Genomic DNA, 22,618 nt, shown 5'->3' with positions numbered 1-22,618 from the left:
CTATATGCAGTACTAAAATAAAGCATTTGTGATGCAAAATGTTAAATAGAAACGAGTTAATTATTATGTATTACCTATTACGGTTGCACACTTACCATGGTTACTCCGATCACCATTTTTAATCACCAGAGAAAAGTGGGATGCAAGGTATTTAGCAGTTTTCGATGCCAGGAATATAAAGAATTCCACAAAATCCCCATTTCACAAAAATGGATCTCAAAAATGCAATCATAAGACTGAATACAATAAATCACATCATCATTATGATGATAATAAGCAAAATCTTTATATATGATAGAAACTATAATAAGATTTGATGAGCGGGTTATCCTCTTTTTGACAATAACCCCCACTCCCCAACCCGCTCATACTCCACTCCATTGTTCTAATTTACAGGCAAGGGAACAGTTTTGCTGGATAGTCATTGATCTACAGATAATATTCTTATTTGACGATGATATTCTTATTTGACGGGTACATGACTGATTGCAATCAGACATCATCCGATGATGCACAAACAAATGAAGCCATTTTCAAAAGACATCCGTAAAGTCGTCCAATGTTTGAGTTTGCTTAACCGTGTGAATAATAAGACATTATGAGATGAACTCTGGCAGAAATAAGAAATAAAAATCCAGGTCGAAAAACTCTGGCTTTTTTATTAAACTCAGATGCACATAAATGCTGTTTTTGATCAGGATCATTATCTGCATGAACTGCAAACCATCTGCTCAGCTGGCACTATCCCCCAGAGAGGAGCACATTTATGATTATAAAAACAACCATCTGCACATAACAAATCCGAACATGAAATATATATTATCCATAAAAAATAATATATGAATTAAAAACTGCATGATAATATATATAATTAATAATACATAGTTAAAAGTATATTTTTGAAGGATTGATATGGTAAAATTGTATGTTACACATACAACACTCATCAAAAAATTGCAAAGGTCCTTGCAAACACGATCAATGGCACAAAAAACCATCTAAAAATCAAATAATGTCTTTTGTGGCTTTTTCACCGGATCCTTTTTAGAAGTCTGACCAGTCGGCGGAAATTCAGCGGATTTGGCTCCCTCGTTGTCCGAAATTCGTAATTTGTCCAGGCTAAGTTGAGAAGGATCTTTTTTAGGAGCTTTCTTTTCCACAAAGAACAAAGGTCCATCTGAAGGAACAACAGACTGGATTTGCTTTTGAGCTTCGTCATAAACCGCTTGAAGCTTTTTTGTGACTTTCTTTGCACCGGCCATATAAAGCAGTTCATCCATTTCAAGACCAAGGGTAGTCACAACATCCGGCGCATAATCGTCTGTTTGCAAAAGCCGGGAATAAAGCCCTGCAAGCTCAAGGCGGGAATATCGCATTGATTCATTACAATGAGTCCCGATCTTCACAGCAATATTGTCCCGCATGGTCCTCTTTGCACGCATCTGCCCCATTTTGCGCCAGAACGAAGGAGGCTGGTACTTCACAAAGCCACCACGCACACGGGATTTTGAAACAACCGTACCTCCGGTCATGAGCATACCTGCATAGCGCCACATACGATAATTCTGACGCCTGCGCACCCGTCCCAGGAAACGGTCGGCTCTTGAGAGATAGGAATAGGCATTGATAATGTCATCAGTAAGTGCTTCCTCACCTTTGCCCGTATATTGATAAGGAAGATTCTCATCCACCCAGTGAATAAGATCCTCAGGCGTCTCATCAAGGCCATAAGTAGCCTCCAATGCCGATGAGACATCCCTGCCCTTGAATATCCTGCCCACTACTTTGAATATAGTCTCTTTATTGTCACGCCCGGAAGTGGAAATGTCCTCTATGTCAATTTCTGTGCGACCCATGGCAACTGCCTGGAGATCATTGACCCCACTTCTGAAATCACCATCTGCCATCTCGGCAATCTTCTCAATGACACCAACCCCGCACATCAGGCCTTCCTTATGTGCAATATTCTTCAGGGCAGGTATCATAGAGCGGGATTGTACAGAACCAAACCGCAGTTCAAGACATAAAGAACGTAATGAAGAAGAAATACCATAAAGATCGTTAGCAATAAGGACTATGGGCTGATTTGTCTTTTTAACGATGTCTATTATGGCACGTGACCCTCCACGATCACTGTTGCCATGAAGGTTATCAGCCTCATCAAGTATGACAAGCCTTTTTCCAGAACCCCCGCCCAGTGTCTGCATCTTTGAAGCAGAGCCTGCCACCTTCTCAATAACGCCTGCAGTCCTCTGATCACTGGCATTAAGTTCGATCACTTCCCAGTCCATATCATTTGCAAGTGCATACGCAGAAGAGGTCTTGCCGATACCCGGTTGCCCATGAAGCAACACAGCTTTCATTTCAGGAGAGCCATATCGCCATTGTTCACCCCAGTTACGAAGATCATCTATTACTTTTTTATGACCCACAACATCGTCCAGGGTATTTGGCCTGTATTTCTCTGCCCATTCCATCTGCATAGTCATGTTACTACCTAATATTCAGGAAAAGTAATTAATGTTTGCACAACTTTGTTGTTCTGATTGATATTATTAATGGTAGGGATTTTGCAATGGGAACAAAAAGTACAGAGAACCTCCTTGGCCTTATAGAGAAAAGGGCATTGCAGAACAGGGCAAGAGTTGCCATAGGAGTACGCAATCCCAGCCTGAAAATGCTTAAAAGTGCTGCAGATGCGCATGAAGCAGGATATGCACATGTAATGCTTGTCGGCAATAAGAAGGATATAGAGGATATCGGAACAGAACTTGAGATAATCGGCACCAACGAACCGGAAAGGACCCTGGGTGACCTGTTAAGGTCCAGATATGTTGATGCTGCTGTAAGAGGAACTGCAGGGGCTTCACAGACCCTGGCACACCTGAAGAGGATACTGAACCAGGAAAACCTACACAGGATAGCTTTGCTGCAGACAGATGAAGGGACACCTTTCTTCATTGCGCCTGTGGGCATAGACGAAGGAAACGAACTTGCAGACAAGATCGAGTTCATAAAACTTGGAGTTGAATATATACGCAGGTTTGACATCGAACCGGTGGTAGGAGTCCTCTCCGGAGGACGAATTGGTGACCTGGGACGAAATCCGCGCGTAGATCAGACATTGGCGGAAGGGGATTTCATTGTCAACAGGATCAAAGAGCAAGGCGTCGATGCTAAGCATTACACGATCCTGATCGAGGATGCAATAAAGGAAGCAAATTTCATACTCGCACCAGATGGCATCTCAGGCAATCTTATATTCAGAACACTTGTCTTCCTTGGCGGAGGAGACGGGTTGGGAGCACCCGTGCTGATGGATGATTATGTATTTGTTGATACATCCCGGGTCGGCGGGCATTATACCAAGGCAATAATGCTGGCAAGTGCATTGGTTGGAAAACAAGGGACAAAAAAGTTATAGATTAATATGAATATAAGTATAGGATTATAAATATATGAATATAAATACAGGGAATGAATGACATGGAAACCGTACTGATAAAAGCAAGGACTATCTCTTCTGCATGGTCACAGTTGATCCATGAGATATATCACAAGGGAGAGGTGCACAAACCGGACTACGGGACAATGACAAAAAGAGTGCATGCCACCATTTACATAGAGGATGTAAACAACAGACAGGTCAACGCTGCCGTACCTTTCGGAGAGAATCTTATAAAAAAGTACAAAGAAGAACTCACAGAAGAGTATGCAGACTGGTACGTTTCACTTGCTGAGGATGACAAGAGGAAATTCGATTACTGTTATGCCAAACAGTTGTTCAGGTACGGGGAAACTGCATACAACACATTACAGAACAATGTGAAAAACATTCGTCCCGGGTCCCGGAGACATGTAGGCGTACTATGGGAAAATGAGGTCCATATTCCTAAATACGAGGACCAGCCTTGCTGGATAGCCTATAAGATTGAACTTCTCAATGATAAACAGGTAAGGATATATATCCTGTATCGCTCATGGGATGCATTTGGAGGATTCCCCGCAAATATCCCTGCCATTGTAGAAGGATTTAAAAAAGTATTCCGCGAGCAGAACCTTTCATTTGAGATAGAGTCACTGATAGCTACGGGTTGGGACACACACATATATGAATCCGATCTGCAGGCTGTAGAAAAAATATTAAGGATTAATGAACTGTGCCCCATCTGCAGGTGCTTAACACCGAAACACTCTTTTATCCAGACCACAAAAGGCAAAGCATGTCCTGAATGTAAGAAATCTATGTGAACTTACATTGTAATTCTTATTTTTTCATATCATTGTGAATATCCGGGCCTGTATTGCATCCCTGTTTAGCCCCAGCTTAAGGAGAGTTTATGTTTTTTCATACATATTAAGAACATAATAAGAACGTAATAACATTAATATTTTAATAAATATATCTCCATTAAATATATATGTATGATATATGCATACATTATTATGAATCCACATAAACCTCAATTATACAACCACCATCCAGGAGAGATTGCCATGAAAAGACTTACCATCAGCATGTCGGACGAACTTTTTGACAAACTGGACGCGATCGAGAACAAGAGCCTTTTCATAAGAAAACTCATTGAGAGAGAACTTGACATGCTTGAAAGAGAACATGACATGCTGAATAATATCCCTGCAGATGATAAAATGTCATGGCCAGAGAAATTTGCAATCCTCAGGGACGATGTTGATGTGATATTCAGCAGGCTTGAACATGTCGAAAATAAGATCAAAACAGAAGAAGGTTTTTCCGGGAACTTGCACATTGAACCGGATATAGGGAATATACAGGAACATATGGAAAAGTCCGTAAAAACATATGATACGATTTTACCGGAAACGTCCATGCATACCTTAGAAGAAAACATAGGTTCAGACATTATAGAAAACACAGGGGAAAACAACAGTATAACAAAGACAGATGTACTACTTTTTGAGCAGGAATTGCCACAACCCATGGAGGCAAATCCGGAAGAAACAGAACCTGCATTAGAACAAATGGACTTGCTACCTGATCCAATACAAAAGAATACTATCGGACATGAGCTCCAAACCACAGAAGAACTGCATATGCCATCCATGGGAACAGCCCATGAAATGAAGCTGTCGGAAATAGTAGCGGAAAAGATTGGCCAGACAGAAGTACCAACATCACACAATTCAGAGAATGAGATAGCAACAGAACCGGCATCACAACCTGCAACCGAAAGAACAATAGAAAACCAGGCCGAAATGATGGAATACAAGATGCCGGAGTTGAAACCACCGGTACATGATAACCAGGATGCCGGATTTGTAATGCCGGAGTTAAAACCACCAGTACAGGATAACCAGGATGCCGGATTTGTAATGCCGGAATTAAAACCACCAGTACAGGATAACCAGGATGCCGGATTTGTAATGCCGGAGTTGAAACCACCAGTACAGGAAAATCAGGACAGCGCATTTGTGATGCCGGAGTTAAAACCACCAGTACAGGAAGGCCAGGATGCAGGATTTGTAATGCCGGAGTTAAAACCACCAGTACAGGAAAATCAGGATGCAGGATTTGTAATGCCGGAATTAAAACCACCGGTACAGGATAACCAGGACAGCGCATTTGTGATGCCGGAATTAAAACCACCGGTACAGGAAAATCAGGACAGCGCATTTGTAATGCCGGAATTAAAACCACCGGTACAGGATAACCAGGATAGCGCATTTGTGATGCCGGAATTAAAACCACCGGTACAGGATAACCAGGACAGCGCATTTGTAATGCCGGAATTAAAACCACCAGTACAGGAAAATCAGGATGCCGGATTTGTAATGCCGGAGTTAAAACCACCAGTGCAGGAAAGCCAGGATAGCGCATTTGTAATGCCGGAATTAAAACCACCGGTACAGGATAACCAAGATAGCGCATTTGTGATGCCGGAATTAAAACCACCGGTACAGGATAACCAAGATAGCGCATTTGTGATGCCGGAATTAAAACCACCGGTACAGGATAACCAAGATAGCGCATTTGTAATGCCGGAATTAAAACCACCGGTACAGGATAAACTGGATGCCGGATTTGTGATGCCGGAATTAAAACCACCGGTACAGGAAAACCAGGATAGCGCATTTGTAATGCCGGAATTAAAACCACCAGTACAGGAAAATCAGGATGCAGGATTTGTAATGCCGGAGTTAAAACCATCAGTACAGGATAGCGCATTTGTGATGCCGGAGTTGAAACCACCTGCATTGGGAGAACAGCCCCCGGGATTTGCAATTCATGATCCTGAACAGAATATTATGCCGGAATTCAACCAGGCAGGTATAGATAGTACAGCGGAACTACCTTCATTAAAAGTACCCGAAATGCAACAGACAGGAAAGCTGGCAGATTTGCCACCATTCATGGATACAGAAGAGGGCAATATGCCGCAAATTAAGGAGACATCGGTAAAAAGTGCTGTGCATTCCCCTGATGTTGCGCCCCACAGGAACGAAAACCTAAAACCTGACAAGCTTGAGACAAATATATTGATGTACATGCCACGTGGAGCAAAGGTGAAGAAAGAGATAATAAAAAGCCTTGTTTCGCGCCAGTTCAGTCAGGAGGAGATAGACATGAAGATCCGGGACCTTGTGGTAAGGGAAGTGCTTGTGCTCAGACAGGAAAATGGCATTGAACACCTGCACAGATTAAAGTAGTTCAGACCAGACCGGTTCTTTGTGATGACATCTCAAAAATACGGCCGGAATGGGAGCATTGTATGCAAACACTCCTGGAAAGGTCATAGCATTTGTTGCATACAAGTCTTCCGCATATGCTACATGTGTTCATCCGTGATACAGACCCGCATATGGGACAAATTCCTTCTCTTTCCATAAATGATACTCTGGCAACCGATATTAATACCCATCGTTAATTATAGGCTTATAAGCAGATAAATCTAATCAGAAAACAAATAAACTAAAAGAGAAAAATATACAAAAACAGGTCCAAAAAGACCTGCTTATTCCATTATTAATCTATGATGGCGCCTTTGCTTGCGGAACTGACAAATTTCCTGTATCTTGCAAGATAACCGGTAACTTTCTTTTCCAACGGAGTAAACGTCTCCCTGCGTTTCTGAAGCTCTTCTTCGGTGACCTTTAGATCAAGCTTTCTCCCGGGAATATCAATCTCAATGATGTCTCCTTCCCTTACAAGACCAATCGGACCACCCTCCTGGGCTTCAGGAGATATATGCCCTATACATGGACCTCTTGTACCTCCGGAAAAACGTCCGTCTGTGACAAGTGCAACCTTGTCTATCAGGCCCATGCCAGCAATGGCCGAGGTCGGAGAGAGCATTTCCCGCATCCCTGGACCGCCTTTTGGACCTTCATAACGTATGACCACAACATCACCCGCAACGATCCTCTTTGCAAGGATAGCTTCCATAGCTGCCTCCTCGCTGTCAAATACCCTCGCCGGACCACTGTGCTTAAGCATCTTGGGATCCACAGCAGCCTGTTTTACAACAGAGCCATCCGGAGCAAGAGTCCCTTTTAGTACTGCGATCCCACCCTCCTCATGGATAGGGGAATCAAGTGTGGTCATGATCTTTGCATTGAGTTTGGGGTTGATAATTATAAGGTCATCAAGGTTCTGACCCACTGTTCTTCCATTTACATTAATCTCGTCAAGGTTCATGTTTGACCTTAGACGGGCCATAATAGCCTGAACACCCCCGGCCCTCTCAAAATCAAGCATATAATAGGATCCACCCGGCTTAAGGGAGATGAGATGAGGAGTAGTCCTACTCAGCCGGTCAAAGACATCAAGGGTAAGCTCAATGCCAAATGCGTGAGCAATAGCCGGCAGGTGAAGTGTCGTGTTGGTACTGCCCCCGATGGCCATGTCAACCATAATGGCATTTTCAAAGGATTTCATGCTGACTACGCTCCGGGCAGTGACACCTTCATTTACAAGGGAAACGATGCGTTCGCCGGATTCCTTTGCAAGCCGTATCTTCTTTGCATCTGCAGCATGAGCCGTTCCACATCCGGGCAGACTCAGGCCCAGGGCTTCGGTCATACAGGCCATGGTGTTTGCGGTATACATGCCTGCGCAAGAACCAGCACCGCTGCATGAGCAGTCTTCCAGCAATTTTAGCTTCTCATCTGATACTTTCTCTGACTGGCATTCCCCCACACCTTCAAAAACGGATATTAGGTCCCTGTATTCATCGTCAACATAACCAGGGATCATGGGACCCCCTGTAACGACAATTGTAGGTATGTCCAGCCTTCCTGCTGCCATAAGGTGTCCGGGAGTTATCTTGTCACACGCGGTGATCATGACCATACCGTCAAGCTGGTGCCCCTGCAGGACGATCTCAATGGAATCCTCGATAGCTTCCCGGCTTGGCAGGGAATACTTCATACCCTCATGCCCCATGGCAATACCATCACATATCCCTATAGTTTGGAATTCGAATGGAACACCGCCAGCACTTCTTATACCTGCCTTAACAGCCTCTCCAACCTTATCGAGATGGATATGGCCTGGTATCAATTCATTCCTGGAGTTTACAACCGCTATGAACGGTTTTTTCATTTCGGAATCTGTCACGCCGGTTGCCTTCAAAAGTGAACGATGGGGCGCACGTTCGAGTCCTTTCTTGGTCTTGTCACTTCTCATTAGAAAACCTCGTTGCTGCTATCTGGCATACTACCAGAATACTATTAGTATAGGTAATGGAAAAAGGGCTATATAAGAAGTATGTGCTTCCGGAGGAATAACAGCTAACCCCACATTGGATATAGGGATAATACTTACTTCACAAGAAACAGGATAACCATAATGATCCAGTCGAACAAAATATGCATTTGTATGGTCATTGAGCATGTATGAGCACATCAGCTTTTGTAAGCTGCGTTTTGTATGGGCCGTATTACAAACGTATGAATAATATATAGATATACAGGACATGTATGATACCTTGCATACACATTTCATACATGTCATAAATGTTAACACAGGCTGTCATTACAAGAGTAAAGAAGAACGAAGAGGAAAATGAGCAAGAAAGGAAACAGGATACGATAAGAATAAAGCCCGATACCCATTAATACAAATAATGCCTGAAGCATCACATAAAACCAGGTAATAAACACAGATTCCTTTAAATCCGGACCTGGTATATAGAAGATAAGATATATTATAACATATCTATTAATAAAGACAGTATATAAAATATATAAAATATTATACATAATGAAGGATATATGAAAGCTGTAATAATTGACGGATATGTCGATGAGCCGGCCTGTTTCGGAGTTCCGCCCTACGTATCCCCCTACATAAGATATATCGCAGGAGCACTTCGGGAAAGAGGCCTCCATGAAACAGATATTTCTTATTTCACCATAGATCAGCTGCGAAAAAGTCCACCTGGGGCGGCAGAGCTTATAGAACGCGCAGAGATAGCCATAGTACTTGCAGGAATGACTGTCCCGGGTAAGTATCTCCGTTCAACGCCTATAACTCTGAGAGAGATAGAAAACATATTCAGCGCCTCCGGAGGAATCAAAATATTAGGAGGACCCATAAGACTTGGTTTTTCCCTTGAAGGCGGAAAGAAGGCAGAAAAGAGAATAATTAATGCCACAGATGTTATTATTTGTCAAAAGGACATTGAAGCTTTTGTTTTTGACGTTTTGGAAGAGAATAACGCAAAGAATGTGCAAAATTGCGAACATCGTTTCAGAAAGGTTGAAGAGATTGGACGATGGGCCCAAAAAGGAGCATTTATCATAAAAATGCATCCCGATTATCCGAACGTGACATGTGAACTTGAAACCTATCGAGGATGCGGACGCCACCAGCACTGCTCATTCTGCACGGAACCTTCCTACGGCAGCTCAGATTATCGCCCCATAAAGGACGTGGTCTCTGAAGTATCAGCACTATATGAAGCAAGTGCCAGGTTTTTCAGGATCGGACGACAACCCGACATCCTGAGCTATCATGCAAAGGACAGAGGTGAAAACATCCCGGAACCAGATCCGCAAGCACTTCTTTCACTCTACAAAGGCATCAGGAAATCAGCCCCTCAGCTTAAAGTACTTCATATGGATAACGCCAATCCGGGGACCATATCGACCTATCCGGAACAGTGCAGGGAGATACTCAGAACCATTGTGAAATACCATACACCAGGAGATGTTGCAGCCCTTGGAATGGAAAGTGCCGACCCAAAAGTTATAAAATCCAATTACCTGAAGGCAATGCCTGACGAAGTGTTTGAAGCCATCAGAATAATAAATGAAGCAGGCAGAGCACGAGGGAACAATGGTATGCCGCAACTTCTTCCGGGAATAAACCTCGTACACGGACTTATGGGAGAATCAAAGAAGACCTTTGACATGAACTATGAATTCCTTAGGAAAGTGATCGATTCTGACCTCTTACTTCGCAGGATTAACATAAGACAGGTAATGGCCTTTCCTGGAACCCGGATGTATGGCAACGACGGACTTGTCCGCAAGCACAAGAACCTGTTCCTCAAATATAAAGAAAAGATAAGAAAGGACATAGATCTCCCCATGCTTCAGAAAATAGTCCCCGCAGGTACGGTACTCAGAGACGTGATGTGCGAGCTCAATGACGGTAAAATGTGTTTTGGCCGACAGATGGGATCCTATCCTTTGCTTGCGGGAATACCGGGAAATATACCTACCGGCAGGTTCATAGACATTACCGTAACACGCCACGGACACAGGTCCATCACAGGCATCCCATACCCACTTGAGATCAACACAGCACCTGTAACGCTAATACAGGAATTGCCCGGTATAGGTAGAAAACAAGCCGGACACATACAAAGCAAAATACCTTTTTCCAGTGCAGAGGATTTTATCAGAAGAACAGGATTTGAAAATATAGTACCCTACATTACTTTCTGAAGGACAAAGCTACCCTAGTTAAGGAACCTTTTAATGAACTCCGTGTCTTTGAGTATCTTAAAACTTACAAAGCTGCCCACAAACACATTCATGTAGAAAGTAAAAGCTCTCCAGGCAATTACTACAATACCAAGGGCAGAAGAGGCAACAAATAAAGAGAACACGGTGGTTCCGGCAAATTCCGCTACTCCACTGGCCCCTGGCGTTGCGGGGATGACAAGAAGCACCATCAATATCACCTGAGAGGCAAAAACAATGACCGGATCAGGATATTGATTAAGCCCCAGCAGTATTACATAGAGCATGGAGAAGTCCACCAGCCAGAAAGCAATTGTATGGAATATCCCAAAAGCAAGACCTTTTCTTCCTTCATTGAGCAGTACTGAGATACTATCATGGAAATGTTCCAGCTCCGAATCGACCCTCCTGATTATTTTCTCAAGAGCGGCATCTGTCTTTTTTCCCAGAAGAGGTGCCAGTTTATGGACAAAGAAATATACCACTTTTTTAGTGGGCCCCGGCCGCCATATTGCGTACAGCGTCAGAAAAAGTGTGAAAATCAGCCCTGCTTCTGCAAACACGAACAAAAGATCAAAGAAAGGATCCTGCAGGATCCCGCGTATCACATAGATTGAAAAGGGTGCCAGTGCCAGGATCAGGATCCCATCCAGTACCCTTTCACCGATCACCACTGCAGTCGCTTTGCCCAAAGGCATTTTCTGGTTATGGAGCAGATGAACTCTCAGTGGTTCCCCTCCAAGAGAAGAAGGAGTTATAGATGCGGCAAGTGTTCCGGAAGCTACGATCTCGATCGATCTTACATAGCCAACATCATGTCCTAGTGCCTTACAAAGAGAATGTGTCCGCATACCCCATATCACATAGGTCAGAGCATGTATGCATGCAGCTGCAAGTATGTATTCAGGCCTTATCTCCATTAAGGCGTTGATAGTTCCTGAATCAAATGTCAGAAGAACTACAAAAGCACCTGAAACAAGACTGATAAGCAGTGAGATAAGAAGCCACTTTTTGATTTTGTTCATGTCCTCCAACCTGAAGATAAAAAGAGATTAGACACAGGAATCATTAATGATATCCTCTTTTACCTTCGCCCCGGAAGGAATAAGAACATCAGGCCAGACCCTTACATTAGAATGGACCGTGACATCATCCTCAATGCTAACCTCAGGACCTATGACAGTACCATTCTCAAGGCTGCAGTTATCACCCACCTTAGTAGCATTATCGATCACAGAACCGGAAACGTTGGTATTTGTTCCGATGGACACATCATTGAATATGTAAGATGAAAGGATCCGGCTATCATTGCCTACAACACAGTTAGAACCTATGGTTGTGTAAGGCCCGATAAGCACATTATCCCCTATAGTCGTGTTCTCACCAATGACAATAGGCCCCACAATAGCGGAATTGGATCCCACCGAAACGTTGTGCCCAAGAGACACGGGACCTTTTATACGGGCATCTGTTGTCCTGAAGTGACCTTCAATAGTAGTTCCAGGCAACGATTCAAGCATCCAGCGCTGAGCCTGCCTGTACGCCTGCGGACTTCCCACATCAGTCCACCTTCCTCTTGCAAGAATACCATTTATCTTTCTTTTTCTGGCAAGTATATCAGGGAACAGATCCTTTGCAAAATCGTACTGTTCACCCTCAGGGATCCAGTCAAATATCTCAGGATCACAAACATATATACCCGTACTTGCCAGATTGCTGAATATCTCACCGGGGCCCGGTTTTTCAAGGAAACGACGTATCCTGTTATTAACATCCATGTCAGCTATGCCAAATTCACGTGGATCGTCAATGGACAAAAGACCTATTGTAACTAGGGCATCGGTCATTTCATGGAACCTGTACATTTCCCTCAGGTTCAGGTTCAATACATGATCTCCACCGAGCACAATAAATGGGCTGTCACGCAGGTATTTTTCAGCATTCTTCACACCACCTGCCGTGCCAAGCTTATCTTTCTCATAAACGTAATCTATATGAACACCGAATATCCTTCCGTCCCCAAGCTGCTCTTCTATCTTCTCAGCCATATACCCAAGGGTAATGACAATATCATTGAAACCTTCCTTTGACAGATGCTCTATAAGATGTACAACAGAAGGTTTGTTAAGGATAGGGATACTGGGTTTTGGACGGGCGAACGTTAAAGGACGTAATCTGGTACCTTCTCCACCACACATTATACAGGCTTTCATATTTTAGTAAGAGGGCTTTTTTGACATATATCTTTAGCGACTAAACAGACAGCTTGCAAGAGGAGTTAAGTTAGAAGTACTATCCCATTGCTGTTTTTAACAATTACTTCAAGTTCACCATTATACTCGTTAACAGTACCTGAGACCAATATACGGTCATTCTGATCTATCCTTGAGTCCACGTCTTTTGCGCCACTACCTGACGGTATGAAAACCTTGACCACATCTGCACCATAGTCCACATCCATCAGAAGATGATCTCCTGTATAGGTAAAACGTTTTGAAAGCACGTCCCCCTCAAACCTTACATCTTCGCCAGGAAGGGAAGAAGGGCTGAATCCAATCAAGTCATCTTTTGTGCCGCCTGCATAAAATGTGGCATATAATATAGTAAGCGACAGCAAAGCCATGCACAGAAGAATGACAACTATCTTTTCTTCTTTTTCCACAGATTCACCCCTGCATCAGGATCTGTCTATTGAGACCAGTTCGATGAAGAATGTCAGGTTCTTGCCTGCAAGGTGATGATTGAAATCAACAATGACCATATCTTCTGAAACGTTTATGATAGTACCGGCATGACCCTGCGAAGTTATCTTCTCACCAATAACGGGAGTGATGTTTACAGAAGTGAAATCATCCATAGAGTAAGTTATTATATAGTCCTCACTGACCTCGCCGTAGGCCTCTTGCGGAAGGAGGATGACCGTTCTATTCTCCCCCACTGACATACCGATAACAGCATCGTCAAATCCTTTTATCATCTGACCGGCACCAACTGTGAAAGGCAGCGGTTCGTAGTTCCGGCCGGGATTATAGATACCTTCACTGATAGCTACCTCCTCAATGGAAGTGTCAAATACAGTGCCGTCATCCAGACTGCCTATATAGTTTACCGAAACATGATCTCCAACCTGAACGGTATCCGGACTGTCAGATCCCACACATCCGCTGACAAACAGAACACATAATAGAAGAAGTAATAGCAATAGTTTCTTTTTCATGAGAGCACCATTTGAATTAAATCATTCATTTGAAAAATGCATGTACAACAACATCAATAATAATTTTTACGTACCTATCAGGTCATTCTTTAAGGTATATAAAGTTGCTGAAATTAAGTTACAGGCAACTTATAACTGGTTTTTAAAAAGTATAAAATAAATATTCTACAGTACAATGAATATATTAATATATAAAAAAATACTGTGTTATAAGTGTGTAATTGTTACTCTATTGAAAAACACACGACCCAAACCGGTGAAAAACGATGCACTCAAGAACCACCACTAATAAATCAGATAATAGCAGAGAAGGACAAATCGGGATAGGTACTTTGATCATTTTCATTGCAATGGTACTTGTGGCTGCAGTTGCTGCCGCGGTGTTGGTCCAGACTTCAGGCTTCCTGCAGCAGGAAGCCCAGGCAACAGGAAAAGAAGCAACTAAAGAAGTATCTTCAAATATCATGATACAGAAGATCGAAGGCATCAGGTCAAAGAACAGCGCTACGGATATGTCTGCAACGATCGATCTGTTCAAGCTCACATTAGGGCTTAACGCAGCCAGTGAACCAGTAGACCTGAAAGAGGTAATAGTCAGCATCACAGATGGGTTTAGAACTAATAATCTGGTATATGCCGGTAATGTGAACAGCCTGTCACCTCGTGCAGATTTTCAAGGAAACATGTCCGGTTTTGATATGGACCCGATGGAGAACCTGGAACGGCTTCTTACTGAGAACAGCACCATAGGCAATACAGAGATAAACATTACATATGTGAATGCACAGCGTTATTTCACAGTTAAGAAAATACGTGACGAGGACAATTCATTCTCCCAGTCCTCCCCGGTGATGACAACCGGGGATTTTGTGGTAATCTACGTTTCCACTGCGTCGCAGACTTCAGTCAATCAGGGATATACAAGCCTCTATTCAATAAATACCACATCCAGTCTGCAGTCATCCGGACTAAACCTTATACCCCGGGCAACGGTTAACCTTGTACTGACACCAGAGGCCGGGGCCTCAGCCAACGCAGACTTCATACTCCCATCCACATACGGGAGCAATGAGATGATCCAGTTATACCCCTGAAGAGAATATTACACCCATGGCGATCAAGAATCCGGAGATAAACCGGAATTGACAATAAGAAGAACTATCTGAAGAATAGAAGGATTATCTGAAAATAGAAAATTATCGAGGACTATCTGAAGAATTATGGTGGACTGGTCGGGTCTATTTCCCAAAAGTAGATATTCCTAGCACCCCTATTTAGACAGTGATGACTCGCAGCGTAGATGATATTCACAGTCTGGATAACGCTTTTGACCATGCCATGGATAGGTTTAACCGGGCAGAGATCGAGCCTGCAGACCGGAAGAAACTTGAAGCCTTTTTTAGAGCTCTCCGGAGGGAAGGCCTGGCAAAGAACACGGTGACCTGGTATGTGAACTATACCACAAGGATGTACCAGACACTCAAGACAATAGGCTATGATAAGCCTCTGCAGGAGTTCAACCATGAAGATCTTGAAAGACTGCTGTTCCATGTGGAGGACGTGAAAAAGCTCTCTGCAGGAAGCCTGTGGAATTACAAGAAGCTTATTAAGAAGCTCATGAGATGGATGCACAATGACGAGCCTCCAAAGTGGGTAAGAGACCTCAAGCTTAACAAGGAAGATTCCCCTGTACAACCCTCTGATCTCCTCACACAGAAGGAATTTGACACCCTCCTGGAAGCATGCAGGCATCCAAGGGATAAGGCCCATTATTGCTGTCCTGGCTGACTCTGGCATGCGTATAGGGGCTTTGGCGTCCTGTAGGATAAAGAATGTAGAGTTCAACCAATACGGGGCTATAATCTACATCTCCAAGACCTCGAAGTCAAAGAAGACCACACCTGCCAAAGGCATCCCAATCACATGGTCCACAGGATATCTTAACCAATGGCTGGCCGTGCATCCCCTCAAGGATAACCCAGAAGCCCCTCTGTGGGTTACCAGGGATAAGAATCAAGAACCATTGAGCTATAAGTCGATAAGAAAAAACATTGCAGACATAGGCATGAAGGCAGGCATCAAGAAGAAGGTAAATCCTCACAGCTTCAGGCATCTTGCAATTACTCACTGGATCCTGGACGGTTACAACGAGCAGGAGATCAAACACCGTGCCGGATGGTCTAAAGGATCCTCACAGATGTTCAAGATATACGGCAATTTCACAGACCAGGAGATCAATGACCGCATCTATGAGAAGTGTGGCCTGAAGACAGAAGATAAGAGGCATGTGACCTTGAAGAAGTGTCCCAGGTGCAGCAATGTGTTAAAGCCACAGGACAAGTTCTGTTCTCAGTGTTCTCTTGTGCTGGACCAGAGGTCACTTGATGAGATCGGCAAGTATGAGGCCAGGATCCCGGAGATCTTGCAGCTGGTGATGAGGTCAGAAGAGGCCAGGAAACTCTTAAGCAAAATGAACACAGAGTAAGGAACATGTACCCGGTCACGGCTGATAAAATCCGAGATCTCCACGATGAGCTCATAAGACAAAGTGGAGGATCTCCCGGGGTGCTAAGCATAGGCACTCTTGACCACATAGCCTTTGAGTGCAACCGAAGACAGGATATATTCACTCGAGCAGCCATGGCCTTACACGGTGTAGTCACTATGCACCCTTTCTTTGATGGCAACAAGAGAACATGTCTTGCACTAGCTTATGTCATCCTGAGAGGCCAAGGTTACAAGCTGCAGCAATTCAATGAAGAAAACAGCAAGGCAGTATGGTACGTGCTTAACACAGACCACAAAAAACAATTTTCGTTAAATTCGTTAAATTCGTTAAGTTCGTACGTTAGTATACCGGAAAAAAACGCTACTAATTTTACGAAAATGGATATAATAGACTCAAAAGAAGAAAATTCAGAACTACCCACAGACGTGACTAAGGATTTTAATGTTTCTTACGAACGTACTAATGTTACGAATGTTACGAATGCCCCGAAAACGGGGATCGATGTTATTCCAGAATTCTTCACGAAGATCTCTAAAGAATGGTAAGCCAATAACACGGCAAGCGCGATTTCACCTTGTTGCATTGACTGTGGATCCTACCCAGCTCCCCACCAAAGTAAAGAGGGTTATGGCCGGTCTGAGTATTTTGTCTATCGATGCGACAGATGTCACAGATTATACCGCAAGGATCCACCGATAGAGCACCCAACCACCGAACCTGTGGAGGCCTTCCCATGACCTGCCAGGCCTTCCATCAACTAGCCGAGAAGAAGATGTATGGTGTCTACCTGACTACCCCGAAACTACCGGGTGTCTACTTTCAAAAGGAGACAGGTAAAACACAAACAGAAGGCGTTACTACTACTACCTATCTACCTATAATAGAAAAGAGTATAGTAGTAGAGAGAAAAGAAGACACACAACAATCTCCTATGGATATATCCTCATTTTCCGGGGAGAGGGAGACACCCCCCACAACAAAGGCGGAGGATATCGAAACAACTGTCTACTTGGCAAGTAGTCAGGTGGTAGACAGCGGGAGTCAGGGAGTCACTGCTCGCCAGGAGCATGTTATAAAGTGGGCAAAGGACTACGAAAGGGTATACACTCCTATAAACTCTTCAAATGTTGTAGCTGCTGCAATGGAATATTGTGAAAAACACAAAGTTAAATCCGCGCGAGTAGACGAAGTGACCGCCATTTTCAAACGGTATGCAAAGATTCCTCCGGAACATCTAAGCCACCCCGAACCTGCGGAGGCCTTCCAATGACCTGCCAGGCCTTCCATCAACTAGCCGAGAAGAAGATGGATCTCACCATCACCAAGGCCAGGAATTACCTTGAGAACATCTATGGCTTCCATGGCGAGTGGGTCAAATCCTCTCTTCCAGAAGATGCTGAACTCTATCGTGTGGAGCTGCATGTACTATCCGGGACATTCCCGTCACCTTACATCCTGGCAGACTATTCCTGCATGAAGGTCAAAGCATTCGGACCGTTCATGCGGTACAAGCGGACCTTTTACGCTGCGGAGGTGAAACTGTGAGAACCATCCTGGACCTGACTGCAGACGAGCGAGAGAAGATCCTGCGAGAAGCCCCGATAAGATGCTACCGTGAAATTGCCGAGGAGGTTGATGTTCCGGTCGGTACAATCAAACGAGTGATTCGAACGCACCATAACAGCCGACTAAAGAGATACAAATAACGGACACAAGAGCAACCAAAAAAGCACAAAGAGGGATTTAATGGACGAAAAAGACGCTAATAACGACTCTACTTATAAAAAAATTGACCGTAACAAGTTATTGGATATGTCATCATGGCTTGTGGAGTCTCTGTATATGAGGCTCAACGTTTCCAGGTTCAAAACCAGGGAAGGTGATGGCCTGAAGCTTCAGTATGTACGCGCCCTGGTGGGTGCACTGCAGGCTCACAATGCCATCCTGAAAGATGGACAGCTGGAGAGCATCGAAGCAAGGTTAGCAGCATTAGAGGAAAATAATGGCAAACAGAACACTTGACAAGAGATTGCGAAGACTGGAGGAGACCACAGAAGTGTTTGAGGACGAGACAGTCTTCATTTATGATCCTAAAGCCGGCGTTCCAGAAAATGTGAAGCCCTCTTACGTTGTGTTCCTCCCAGACAACGGCAGGGATGTGATCGAATGACTCTTTCAAAGATAATAAATCGGCTCAATGAGCTCGAAACGAGCAATGGCCCCAGGGTGGTAAAAGTCTTTGATATGTCAAAATGGTCAGATGAAGAGATTGAGAAATACATGCAAGAGAATCACGTTGATATTTCGGTAAGGATCACACACGGAGAGAGAGAATGAGTTTATCCAATTTAAGTAAACGGTTATCGGTGCTCGAGTCCAGTGTTCCGGAAGCAACGGCATGGGATAAGTTCTGCGAGGTCATGGAGCGCGACATAGAGAGCTTACACCGGTTACATGCGAGACTCAGAGACTCTTCAATCGATGTGGACAATGCCAGCCTGGCAGAGATATGTGCAACAAAGGTAGACTGGTCTAACACATGGGATCCTGTAAGAGTAACACTTGCTTTCAGAATGTTTCGAAAGAACAACCCAGAAGCGGAACATCGAGTACTTCGGGAGAAGTTTATTGACTGGTTAGATAGTCGCGGCGAATCCACAATGCAGAACCTTGTCTCAGAGGTGTAAACCTGTTTCTCTGCCACGACTATCATCCTGACGGATATGGGATTATCTGCACCAACAATTGCCCGGACTTTTACAAGTGCAGGATTCCTAAAACCTCTCTTTTGATGTATGCCGTAAGTATTCAATGCACTGACCATAATCAACACGGGTGTCTGAGCATATTTTTTCCATCTATGATACAAGTATTTTTTGTTACGTACTAATCTTTCTTGTAGTTATATAAAGTACAACGTGTTTTTCATAATTACTCTTTGAATTTACTAATATCATCGAGAATATAGTATAAAATGAAATGAGATAAAAATTATACGATTGGTTAGTATTTTCAAAATGTAGTGGTGAATAATATGGGATTAAAATATTTCAAAGAAACAATAGGTACATCTTTCGTATCCTTGTTAATTGTTAGTACTATGTTTGTGGGAATAGTAGGTGCTGTGGTTCACAATGATACTTCTGATGTGGAAACTCAACACGATGCCTTAGCTAGTTTTTTGTTAAAAGTCGGAGACAAAGACAAAGAACTTCTCTTCAAATATATTGAAGATTCAAACCTATCACAAAATGAAAAAGCAGATTTGAAAAAAGGAATGCTGGATGCGTGGGAGAGATATCCTAACAATACTGAGGAAGATTATCTTGTGGCTGAAAAAGGGCTTGATATTATGGTAATTGCCAGTGAAAAACATGAAGAAATGGAAAGAGCTAGGTTTTTGTTGGAAGTAGGAACCAAGGACAAAGAACTTCTGTTCAAATACATTGTGGATTCAAATTTATCTGAAATAGATAAAGTTAATCTGAAAAATAAACTGCTAGATGCTTGGGAAAGATATCCATACAATACCGAGAATGATTATCTTGTAGCTAAAAAAGCACTTGCTGTTGCCGTAGATACCAGCCAAATGCAAAACGAATCCGAAATACACAATCTTCCAAACTTTGGACCAGAAGTTTTTGATAATTTGAAATCAAATCCTGATATTGTAGAACTTAGAGGACAAGTTCCAGAGTTTGCCACTCAGGAAGAGCGACACAATTGGTTTAATAAACTAGATGCGACTAGTAAAACAATAACGGAAGATTTATACCCACATATATATCCCAATGGGCCAATAATTGGCTGGGGGTACAACATAAATGGATATTTGAAAGTAATATTATATGAAAATGATACTGTAATAAGTTCTGAAGTCGATGAAATCCATCATATAATAAGCAAGAAAGCAACTGAAGTCGTTGGAGACAACATTCCAGTAGTGTATATAAAAGACGATTTTGCAGAAGAAGTTGATGATCCTGTAGGTTATGATGAAAGATACCGTCCTCTAATTGGTGCAATCAAAGTAGTAACTTATAAGAAGGATTCTAGCGGCGTTTTTGGAGATTTTGCTGCTTCGTTAGGCTTTGCTGCTAAGAAAAGTGATGGAACCAAAGGATATATCATTGCAAAACATTTTGCAAACTCCACAGGAATGGTAATTAAGCAGCCTATAAATTCAACTGGCAATTCAATTGGAGTTGTTAATTTTGTTGCAGAAAATACAGACGCATCTTTTGTTGAATATGAAAATGTTCTTCCAGATATTCATGTTGGTACAAATAACCCAAATTTAAAGTCCGTTTGTGATTACATAGCTTGTGAGCAATCTCCTATCTGGTTGAATAAAACGGTCTACAAATCTGGAAGAACAACGGGTATTACAGAGGGCTCGGTAACAGAAGTAATGAGAGTTAGTAATATATATGGAGATTTTTACAACCTAATAGTTGCAGATTTTTATTGTGCTGGTGGGGATAGTGGAGGACCTGTATTTTATTGTGCAAACCCTGAATCAATACTGTATCCAGAAGTAAGAATCGGTGGGATCGTCTGTAGCCGCATATATAATGATACTAAATCAACATTTGCTCCTGTTCAAAATATCTATCAGGAATTAGGTGTTCTCCCAGTCAAATGGGGAGATTATCCGAAAGGGGATTACAATAATGACGGACATGTGAATTTTTTTGATTTTGTAGAGTTGGCTACTTCATATAACAAAGTAGCTTTTGATAGTGCTTTTGATTCCGTTTTTGACTTCGATGAAGATGGAGATGTTGACTTCTATGATTTTGTAGAATTCGCTGTCATATATGAATCTTGAAGCCCACGTAGAATAATAGATGGTATAACCATCTATTTTTATTTAACAAGTGGATCACAGTTAAAAATAATCAGAGGGTTAAAAGATATGATATTAAAGTACAATCTTTTTGTTACATTAATTCTTTTGATAGCAGCTACAACTGCTGTTCAAGCTGATCCTATGCAAACGGAATACGAGTATTACTTTGGCCTGTATCCCTACAATCATCAATTGATCGAAAGATATGGCACTCTGCCTGTATTTGAAAACGAAGAGCAGAAAGCAACCTGGAACTCAGCCCTCGAAGAACTGAGCGACACCATCAAAGATGATTTCGCCGCCCAATACATGTACCCATACGGCGATGTAGTGACCTGCGGCAGCAACTCGGACGGATATTTTGTAGTACTATTCCGGAATATGAACGTTAATAAGCAACTGCTAGACGAGATGTATGTCTTCATAGGCAATGCTGGCAACGGTCTGGATATTCATGACATTCCGGTAGAATTTGGCTATGGGGATTATTTTTATCTATTCGGAGAAGACATGTCCGTTTTGCCTGAAAACGAAATACAAAGTACATCTAACTATTTAAAAAGTGGAAGGGATATGGAAGTAACAGAAATTCCAACACTTGCGGTCTACGGAGAAATTCCTAAATGGGAAGATGATGACGAATTTGATGAGTGGAATAAAATGTTACTTTTAATACAAGAAAATAGTAGTATGGAAGTGATGCATACTGGAAAAGTGGAATGGTATGGAGGGATAACTAATAAAGGACCATTAAAAGGCATTATACCTATTGCTATTTCCAAAGGATTATCAGAAAGGGAGAAAAGAGTTTTAGTAACAGAAATTTATGCAATAATATATGAAGAAGCAAGAAAAGAAAACATAGCCAACATTCCGGTCATTTTTTTTGAAGATGAGATCATACTCGTTGACGAAAGAGTAGAACTGGACTCAAATGATGATACGACCATAGTCGAAAATGAAACTGTGGAACAGCCAGCCAACACCACACCAGGATTTTCAGCTTTGACTCTGCTAATCGTTGTCTCACTGTTATTGGTATGGAGGTCAACTAAAATACGGTAATCTCCATTTTGTTAAACATTTT

Annotated in this window: 22 protein-coding genes; 16 read left to right on the top strand and 6 right to left on the bottom strand. The window is 42.7% G+C overall.

Annotated elements, in window-relative coordinates; all coding sequences use genetic code 11:
* Positions 1–998: 998 nt before the first annotated feature.
* The gene (locus tag V7O64_RS00225) at positions 999–2,489 is read right to left on the bottom strand and encodes a replication factor C large subunit (RefSeq protein ID WP_407356025.1); all 1,491 of its coding nucleotides are present in this window, start codon (positions 2,487–2,489) and stop codon (positions 999–1,001) included.
* Between the two features lie 86 nt (positions 2,490–2,575).
* Here V7O64_RS00225 and mtxX point away from each other — a divergent pair, with 86 nt between their 5' ends.
* From mtxX to V7O64_RS00210, 3 genes are all read left to right on the top strand, one after another.
* The gene (gene mtxX, locus V7O64_RS00220; protein WP_407356024.1) at positions 2,576–3,424 is read left to right on the top strand and encodes a methanogenesis marker protein Mmp4/MtxX; all 849 of its coding nucleotides are present in this window, start codon (positions 2,576–2,578) and stop codon (positions 3,422–3,424) included.
* A gap of 53 nt (positions 3,425–3,477) precedes the next feature.
* Positions 3,478–4,251 carry a thymidylate synthase gene (locus V7O64_RS00215; protein ID WP_407356023.1) on the top strand — a complete coding sequence of 258 codons (774 nt, stop codon included), beginning with the start codon at positions 3,478–3,480 and terminating at the stop codon, positions 4,249–4,251.
* Positions 4,252–4,497: 246 nt separating this feature from the next.
* The gene (locus V7O64_RS00210) at positions 4,498–6,690 is read left to right on the top strand and encodes a ribbon-helix-helix domain-containing protein (protein WP_407356022.1); all 2,193 of its coding nucleotides are present in this window, start codon (positions 4,498–4,500) and stop codon (positions 6,688–6,690) included.
* 316 nt (positions 6,691–7,006) lie between these two features.
* On the opposite strand, the gene ilvD is transcribed toward V7O64_RS00210, so the two are convergent.
* Positions 7,007–8,668 (bottom strand): dihydroxy-acid dehydratase, encoded by a 1,662-nt coding sequence (gene ilvD, locus V7O64_RS00205; protein WP_407356021.1) that lies wholly within the window; start codon positions 8,666–8,668, stop codon positions 7,007–7,009.
* A gap of 587 nt (positions 8,669–9,255) precedes the next feature.
* Between ilvD and V7O64_RS00200 the strand changes: the two genes are divergently transcribed.
* The gene (locus V7O64_RS00200; protein ID WP_407356020.1) at positions 9,256–10,935 is read left to right on the top strand and encodes a radical SAM protein; all 1,680 of its coding nucleotides are present in this window, start codon (positions 9,256–9,258) and stop codon (positions 10,933–10,935) included.
* A 14-nt stretch (positions 10,936–10,949) separates the two neighbouring features.
* On the opposite strand, the gene V7O64_RS00195 is transcribed toward V7O64_RS00200, so the two are convergent.
* From V7O64_RS00195 to V7O64_RS00180, 4 genes are all read right to left on the bottom strand, one after another.
* The gene (locus V7O64_RS00195) at positions 10,950–11,978 is read right to left on the bottom strand and encodes a YbhN family protein (protein ID WP_407356019.1); all 1,029 of its coding nucleotides are present in this window, start codon (positions 11,976–11,978) and stop codon (positions 10,950–10,952) included.
* A 27-nt stretch (positions 11,979–12,005) separates the two neighbouring features.
* Positions 12,006–13,166 carry a sugar phosphate nucleotidyltransferase gene (locus V7O64_RS00190; protein ID WP_407356018.1) on the bottom strand — a complete coding sequence of 387 codons (1,161 nt, stop codon included), beginning with the start codon at positions 13,164–13,166 and terminating at the stop codon, positions 12,006–12,008.
* Between the two features lie 65 nt (positions 13,167–13,231).
* A complete protein-coding gene (locus tag V7O64_RS00185; RefSeq protein ID WP_407356017.1) occupies positions 13,232–13,615 on the bottom strand; it encodes a nucleotide-binding protein in 384 nt (127 codons plus the stop codon).
* Positions 13,616–13,630: 15 nt separating this feature from the next.
* Positions 13,631–14,170, bottom strand: coding sequence for a peptidylprolyl isomerase (locus V7O64_RS00180; protein ID WP_407356016.1), 540 nt, complete (start codon positions 14,168–14,170; stop codon positions 13,631–13,633).
* A 266-nt stretch (positions 14,171–14,436) separates the two neighbouring features.
* Here V7O64_RS00180 and V7O64_RS00175 point away from each other — a divergent pair, with 266 nt between their 5' ends.
* From V7O64_RS00175 to V7O64_RS00120, 12 genes are all read left to right on the top strand, one after another.
* On the top strand, positions 14,437–15,264 hold the full coding sequence (locus tag V7O64_RS00175) for an archaellin/type IV pilin N-terminal domain-containing protein (protein ID WP_407356015.1): 828 nt from the start codon (positions 14,437–14,439) through the stop codon (positions 15,262–15,264).
* Between the two features lie 190 nt (positions 15,265–15,454).
* Positions 15,455–15,958, top strand: coding sequence for a phage integrase N-terminal SAM-like domain-containing protein (locus V7O64_RS00170; RefSeq protein ID WP_407356014.1), 504 nt, complete (start codon positions 15,455–15,457; stop codon positions 15,956–15,958).
* Between the two features lie 7 nt (positions 15,959–15,965).
* Complete coding sequence (locus V7O64_RS00165) at positions 15,966–16,655, top strand: tyrosine-type recombinase/integrase (RefSeq protein WP_407356013.1); 690 nt, start codon at positions 15,966–15,968, stop codon at positions 16,653–16,655.
* 5 nt (positions 16,656–16,660) lie between these two features.
* Positions 16,661–17,224: a type II toxin-antitoxin system death-on-curing family toxin gene (locus V7O64_RS00160; protein ID WP_407356012.1), complete on the top strand. Its 564-nt coding sequence runs from the start codon at positions 16,661–16,663 to the stop codon at positions 17,222–17,224.
* 188 nt (positions 17,225–17,412) lie between these two features.
* Positions 17,413–17,949: a hypothetical protein gene (locus V7O64_RS00155; protein ID WP_407356011.1), complete on the top strand. Its 537-nt coding sequence runs from the start codon at positions 17,413–17,415 to the stop codon at positions 17,947–17,949.
* A 35-nt stretch (positions 17,950–17,984) separates the two neighbouring features.
* On the top strand, positions 17,985–18,224 hold the full coding sequence (locus V7O64_RS00150) for a hypothetical protein (RefSeq protein WP_407356010.1): 240 nt from the start codon (positions 17,985–17,987) through the stop codon (positions 18,222–18,224).
* Positions 18,225–18,425: 201 nt separating this feature from the next.
* On the top strand, positions 18,426–18,701 hold the full coding sequence (locus V7O64_RS00145; protein WP_407356009.1) for a hypothetical protein: 276 nt from the start codon (positions 18,426–18,428) through the stop codon (positions 18,699–18,701).
* Positions 18,682–18,849, top strand: a complete 168-nt coding sequence (locus V7O64_RS00140) for a hypothetical protein (protein WP_407356008.1) — start codon at positions 18,682–18,684, stop codon at positions 18,847–18,849. The genes V7O64_RS00145 and V7O64_RS00140 overlap by 20 nt, the downstream gene beginning before the upstream one ends.
* Entirely contained in the window at positions 18,846–19,016 is a 171-nt protein-coding gene (locus tag V7O64_RS00135; protein ID WP_407356007.1) for a hypothetical protein, read from the top strand. Before V7O64_RS00140 ends, V7O64_RS00135 begins: the two co-directional genes overlap by 4 nt.
* Positions 19,017–19,045: 29 nt before the next feature.
* The gene (locus tag V7O64_RS00130) at positions 19,046–19,366 is read left to right on the top strand and encodes a hypothetical protein (protein WP_407356006.1); all 321 of its coding nucleotides are present in this window, start codon (positions 19,046–19,048) and stop codon (positions 19,364–19,366) included.
* 347 nt (positions 19,367–19,713) lie between these two features.
* The gene (locus V7O64_RS00125; RefSeq protein ID WP_407356005.1) at positions 19,714–21,510 is read left to right on the top strand and encodes a dockerin type I domain-containing protein; all 1,797 of its coding nucleotides are present in this window, start codon (positions 19,714–19,716) and stop codon (positions 21,508–21,510) included.
* A gap of 87 nt (positions 21,511–21,597) precedes the next feature.
* Positions 21,598–22,596, top strand: coding sequence for a hypothetical protein (locus V7O64_RS00120; RefSeq protein WP_407356004.1), 999 nt, complete (start codon positions 21,598–21,600; stop codon positions 22,594–22,596).
* Positions 22,597–22,618: the final 22 nt, after the last annotated feature.

This window comes from Methanolobus sp. WCC5 (genome assembly GCF_045690325.1).
Lineage (GTDB): Archaea > Halobacteriota > Methanosarcinia > Methanosarcinales > Methanosarcinaceae > Methanolobus.
This window is presented reverse-complemented; position numbering and strand designations above follow the sequence as displayed.

Excerpts from the sequence above, each read along its gene's own strand:
- V7O64_RS00225 (WP_407356025.1), bottom strand. The coding sequence starts at position 2,489 with ATGACTATGCAGATGGAATGGGCAGAGAAATACAGGCCAAATACCCTG.
- mtxX (WP_407356024.1), top strand. The coding sequence starts at position 2,576 with ATGGGAACAAAAAGTACAGAGAACCTCCTTGGCCTTATAGAGAAAAGG.
- V7O64_RS00215 (WP_407356023.1), top strand. The coding sequence starts at position 3,478 with ATGAATGACATGGAAACCGTACTGATAAAAGCAAGGACTATCTCTTCT.
- V7O64_RS00210 (WP_407356022.1), top strand. The coding sequence starts at position 4,498 with ATGAAAAGACTTACCATCAGCATGTCGGACGAACTTTTTGACAAACTG.
- ilvD (WP_407356021.1), bottom strand. The coding sequence starts at position 8,668 with ATGAGAAGTGACAAGACCAAGAAAGGACTCGAACGTGCGCCCCATCGT.
- V7O64_RS00200 (WP_407356020.1), top strand. The coding sequence starts at position 9,256 with ATGAAAGCTGTAATAATTGACGGATATGTCGATGAGCCGGCCTGTTTC.
- V7O64_RS00195 (WP_407356019.1), bottom strand. The coding sequence starts at position 11,978 with ATGAACAAAATCAAAAAGTGGCTTCTTATCTCACTGCTTATCAGTCTT.
- V7O64_RS00190 (WP_407356018.1), bottom strand. The coding sequence starts at position 13,166 with ATGAAAGCCTGTATAATGTGTGGTGGAGAAGGTACCAGATTACGTCCT.
- V7O64_RS00180 (WP_407356016.1), bottom strand. The coding sequence starts at position 14,170 with ATGAAAAAGAAACTATTGCTATTACTTCTTCTATTATGTGTTCTGTTT.
- V7O64_RS00175 (WP_407356015.1), top strand. The coding sequence starts at position 14,437 with ATGCACTCAAGAACCACCACTAATAAATCAGATAATAGCAGAGAAGGA.
- V7O64_RS00170 (WP_407356014.1), top strand. The coding sequence starts at position 15,455 with ATGACTCGCAGCGTAGATGATATTCACAGTCTGGATAACGCTTTTGAC.
- V7O64_RS00165 (WP_407356013.1), top strand. The coding sequence starts at position 15,966 with ATGCGTATAGGGGCTTTGGCGTCCTGTAGGATAAAGAATGTAGAGTTC.
- V7O64_RS00160 (WP_407356012.1), top strand. The coding sequence starts at position 16,661 with ATGTACCCGGTCACGGCTGATAAAATCCGAGATCTCCACGATGAGCTC.
- V7O64_RS00155 (WP_407356011.1), top strand. The coding sequence starts at position 17,413 with ATGACCTGCCAGGCCTTCCATCAACTAGCCGAGAAGAAGATGTATGGT.
- V7O64_RS00150 (WP_407356010.1), top strand. The coding sequence starts at position 17,985 with ATGGATCTCACCATCACCAAGGCCAGGAATTACCTTGAGAACATCTAT.
- V7O64_RS00145 (WP_407356009.1), top strand. The coding sequence starts at position 18,426 with ATGGACGAAAAAGACGCTAATAACGACTCTACTTATAAAAAAATTGAC.
- V7O64_RS00140 (WP_407356008.1), top strand. The coding sequence starts at position 18,682 with ATGGCAAACAGAACACTTGACAAGAGATTGCGAAGACTGGAGGAGACC.
- V7O64_RS00135 (WP_407356007.1), top strand. The coding sequence starts at position 18,846 with ATGACTCTTTCAAAGATAATAAATCGGCTCAATGAGCTCGAAACGAGC.
- V7O64_RS00125 (WP_407356005.1), top strand. The coding sequence starts at position 19,714 with ATGGGATTAAAATATTTCAAAGAAACAATAGGTACATCTTTCGTATCC.
- V7O64_RS00120 (WP_407356004.1), top strand. The coding sequence starts at position 21,598 with ATGATATTAAAGTACAATCTTTTTGTTACATTAATTCTTTTGATAGCA.